This window comes from Pseudanabaena sp. FACHB-2040 (genome assembly GCF_014696715.1).
Lineage (GTDB): Bacteria > Cyanobacteriota > Cyanobacteriia > Phormidesmidales > Phormidesmidaceae > JACVSF01.
The window spans coordinates 1-3734 of record NZ_JACJQO010000041.1 but is presented as its reverse complement, the minus strand read 5'-3'; the positions used below and the strand labels follow the sequence as shown (position 1 = coordinate 3734).

Annotated in this window: 4 protein-coding genes and 2 pseudogenes; 1 reads left to right on the top strand and 5 read right to left on the bottom strand. The window is 48.2% G+C overall.

Features of this window, described 5'->3' with window-relative positions; all coding sequences use genetic code 11:
• The 5 genes and pseudogenes from H6G13_RS29700 to H6G13_RS29695 all read right to left on the bottom strand — a co-directional run.
• Positions 1–104, bottom strand: a pseudogene (locus tag H6G13_RS29700) (type 1 glutamine amidotransferase domain-containing protein); the annotation flags it as partial.
• Positions 105–162: 58 nt separating this feature from the next.
• A complete protein-coding gene (locus H6G13_RS27770; RefSeq protein WP_242028582.1) occupies positions 163–954 on the bottom strand; it encodes an SDR family oxidoreductase in 792 nt (263 codons plus the stop codon).
• Positions 955–1052: 98 nt separating this feature from the next.
• Positions 1053–1865 (bottom strand): SDR family NAD(P)-dependent oxidoreductase, encoded by an 813-nt coding sequence (locus H6G13_RS27765; RefSeq protein WP_190488980.1) that lies wholly within the window; start codon positions 1863–1865, stop codon positions 1053–1055.
• Between the two features lie 216 nt (positions 1866–2081).
• The gene (locus tag H6G13_RS27760) at positions 2082–2837 is read right to left on the bottom strand and encodes an SDR family oxidoreductase (RefSeq protein ID WP_190488981.1); all 756 of its coding nucleotides are present in this window, start codon (positions 2835–2837) and stop codon (positions 2082–2084) included.
• A 70-nt stretch (positions 2838–2907) separates the two neighbouring features.
• Positions 2908–2997: pseudogene (locus tag H6G13_RS29695) on the bottom strand (hydrolase); the annotation flags it as partial.
• 378 nt (positions 2998–3375) lie between these two features.
• Between H6G13_RS29695 and H6G13_RS29690 the strand changes: the two are divergent.
• Entirely contained in the window at positions 3376–3705 is a 330-nt protein-coding gene (locus H6G13_RS29690) for an IS1 family transposase (protein ID WP_206756553.1), read from the top strand.
• Positions 3706–3734: the final 29 nt, after the last annotated feature.

The following is a 3734-nucleotide window of genomic DNA, read 5'->3' as shown; positions in this document are numbered from 1 at the left end:
TTCAGCACGTAATAGGGAGCAGCAAACTCTTCCAGCCAGAAACCAGTTTTCTTTCCGGTATCGCCAAGTTGGTCATGAGACGTGAGAACAATGAGAATCTTCATAGCAAACCTCCTTTTAAGAACTCAAAACTTGGTCGTAACGTGTCGCACTGCCGATCGACTATTGCGCTACATACCCGCCATCTACCATCAACGTTTCACCCGTTGTGAACGATGCCAGGTCAGATGATAAAAACAGGACTGCATTTGCAACTTCAAGCGGTGTTCCAATTCGCCCGATCGGGTGAAGTCCTGTCAAGTAAGCTTTGGCTTCATCTGTAAATGTTTCAAACAGATCTGTTTTGATTACTGCTGGTGCAACGACATTGATGCGAATGCCCGCTTTGGCATATTGGAGTGCAGCAGCTTTTGTTAAGCCTACTACCGCATGTTTACTCGCGGTGTAGAGGAGTATGTTAGGAAGTGCAACGACTCCAGCCCCAGATGCCATATTGACGATTGCACCACTTCCCTGTTTCAACATCTGAGCAATTTCATATTTCATCGACAACCAAGCACCTTTGACATTAACGTTCATCGTGCGGTCATATTCCGCTTCTGTTTGCTCAATCAATGAGGGATTTTCGCCGACCATTCCTGCATTATTAAAGGCAATATCCAACCGACCAAAAACGTCAATCGTTTTATCAACCATTGCTTTAACATCAGCTTCTTTCGTGACATCTGCTTGCACAAAAATAGCCTCTCCGCCAGCTTCCTTAATCAATCGAACCGTTTCTTCACCTTCATCAATTCGACGACCAACCACCACCACCTTTGCTTGTTGTTGGGCATAAGCGATCGCGGTAGCACGACCAATTCCTGAAGTTCCGCCAGTGACAAGCGCAACTTTTCCTGAGAGTTTTTGTGACATGGTGTTTTCCTGGTTGAGTTTACGGGAAACGTAAGGCATGGTGATTAACGCTTATACGTCAATCAGGCATTCTTGTAAGTGTTCATCCAAGTACGAAAGTGGAATGGATTATTGCGTTTAGATGTGCGCGATAACCTTTAAGACGCAGCGCTGATCAATTCCTCGCTTTTCGCCCAGAGCTGCTTAGCTTTGTTCACGTCAAGCGCATACGATCTGACACCGTCGGCAAATGGGTTGGGCGTGTCATTGATCGGCGCGATCGCGCAATCTTCGAGATAGTGTTCACCGATCTCGTCTTTGTTAGCCACGACTGCTGCCCAGACCGATGTCGCGGCTGCCTGCGGAATTTCTTTCAACTCTTGCGGCGGCAGACCCGCTTCGGTGCGCGCTGCGTCAACGGTCTGTAAAAGTCCCTGCAACTCCTCCTGCGAGAAATGGCGGGGTAGGTTCGTGAGACTGTTTCCGGGCATCGCCGAAGCAGCCCGAATGCCGCGATCACGATGCCGTCTGTCAAACTCCACCGCGAACAGTGAATTGGCGGTTTTCGAGCGGCTATAGGCAACCCATGGATCGTACGCCTGCTGCTCGAAATTCGGATCGTCCAAGTCGATATCGGCACCGCGATGCGCGAGCGACGACAGGACGACTAGCCGTCCATTATCGGCGAGCAACGGCTCGATCCCATTGATCAGGGCGAAATGATCAAGATTGATCAACTCCAGGCTGCCACCTCCTTGCAAAGCGGCATCACGAACTGATGCAGTGGCTGGCTCAGCTTTAGCGAGGTTTCTGACCGCGCCGACGACACTAGCCCCGTGAGCGACCAGTGAGCGGGCGGTTTCGAGTCCAATGCCCGACGATGCACCCGTAATGAGAAATCGCTTTCCCTTGAGATTAATGCCGGAAAGCACCTCGTCGGCGGTCGATTTTGCACTAAATTTTTTAGCCATTTCTTTTCCTTTCGTGTGGGTAGTTAGAAGGCACTTTGGACATAATCATCAACTCCTAAGTTCTCTTTGTCTTAGTTCACTTGAGTGTAGTCAGTTCCAACACTCAACTTCTTGCAGATTCCTATGGAGTTTCCGATGGGATTAGCGAACATATTTCAGTGTTACTTTAGTAAGTCGCTTGAAGTGCTGTATCCAACATTTCGCACTGCCGATCGACTACTGCGCTACGTACCCACCATCTACCATCAACGTTTCACCTGTTATGAACGACGCCAGGTCAGATGATAAAAACAGAACTGCATTTGCAACTTCAAGCGGTGTTCCAATTCGTCCGATCGGGTGAAGTCCTGTCAAGTAAGCTTTGGCTTCATCCTGCCCACCTGTCGCTGCTTCAAACATATCTGTTTCGATTGCTGCTGGTGCAACGACATTGATGCGAATACCTGCTTTGGCATATTGGAGCGCAGCAGCTTTTGTTAAACCGACTACTGCATGTTTACTCGCGGTGTAGAGGGGCTGGGTACGAACTGCAACGACTCCAGCCCCAGATGATGTATTGACGATCGAACCACTTCCCTGTTTCAACATCTGAGCGATTTCATGCTTCATCGACAACCAAACGCCTTTGACATTGACGTTCATAATGCGATCGTATTCAGCTTCTGTTTGCTCAATCAATAAGGGGTTTTCGCCGACCATTCCTGCATTATTAAAGGCAATATCTAACCGACCAAAAACGCCAACCGCCTTATCAACCATTGCTTCAACATCGGCTTCTTTTGTGACATCTGCTTGCACAAAAATCGCCTCTCCGCCAGCTTCTTTGATCAATCGAACCGTTTCTTCACCTTCATCAATTCGACGACCCACCACCACCACCTTTGCTTGTTGCTGGGCATAAGCGATCGCGGTTGCACGACCAATTCCCGAAGTTCCGCCTGTGACTAGCGCCACTTTATCTTGCAGTATCATCCTGTTTCTCCTGTTCCAATCAATATTAATCTTCAGCACAAATCAAACTCCGACCGTTTAGCAATTACCTGAACTGATAGGGCTGGTGGCCAATCAGTACTGGGATGCTATCTTCTGGACGAAGCAGTCCTTCTAAGCCGATTTTTGAATTTTCAGACATAGCTATAGGTTTCCTTGTAGAGATCAATGGCTGCAAAACTTTCTTGACTGATAGTAACGTAAGGCAATGAAAGCTCCCACGAATGCTGCTTCAGATTCTTGCCTAACTTAACTTCAATGTAATGATTTTCAAGGCGCGATTCTTTCAGATTCTTAGGACAAATTTTCAGATTCTTATGGTGCTATCGAATCTGCTTGGGGGTCTTTCCCGTGAATCGCTTGAAGTGCTGCGTCAAATGGCTTTAGCAGGAGAAGCCTGCTTGTAGGGCAATGTCTGCGCTAAGCGAAGCTATCCCGGAGGGTTATCGCTAAAATCCGTTTTTACCCATTCAGCCAGACTTGCAGAGCCGGTAGTAATGAATAGTAATGGCGAGTTGATATGCTAGGAGCATCAAGCATTGCAGCCAAATCGATGAACTGTCCTAAGTGCCAATCTCCTCAAATCATCAAATACGGACATACCCATTACGGCAAACCCCGATTCCGGTGCCAGGATTGTGGACGGCAATTTGTTGAGGGGGCAACCCGGCAACCGATTGATGAGACGACTCGCCAATTGATTGATAAGCTGTTGCTCGAACGCCTAGCACTGGCAGCGATTGCACGGGTGACAGGTGTTTCTCAGCGGTGGTTGCAAATGTATGTCAATCAGAAGTTCTACCAAACGCCGAGAACCATCGAAGTCACCCAAAAAAACCGGGACGGCTGACGATTCAGCTCGATGAGATGTGGTCTTTT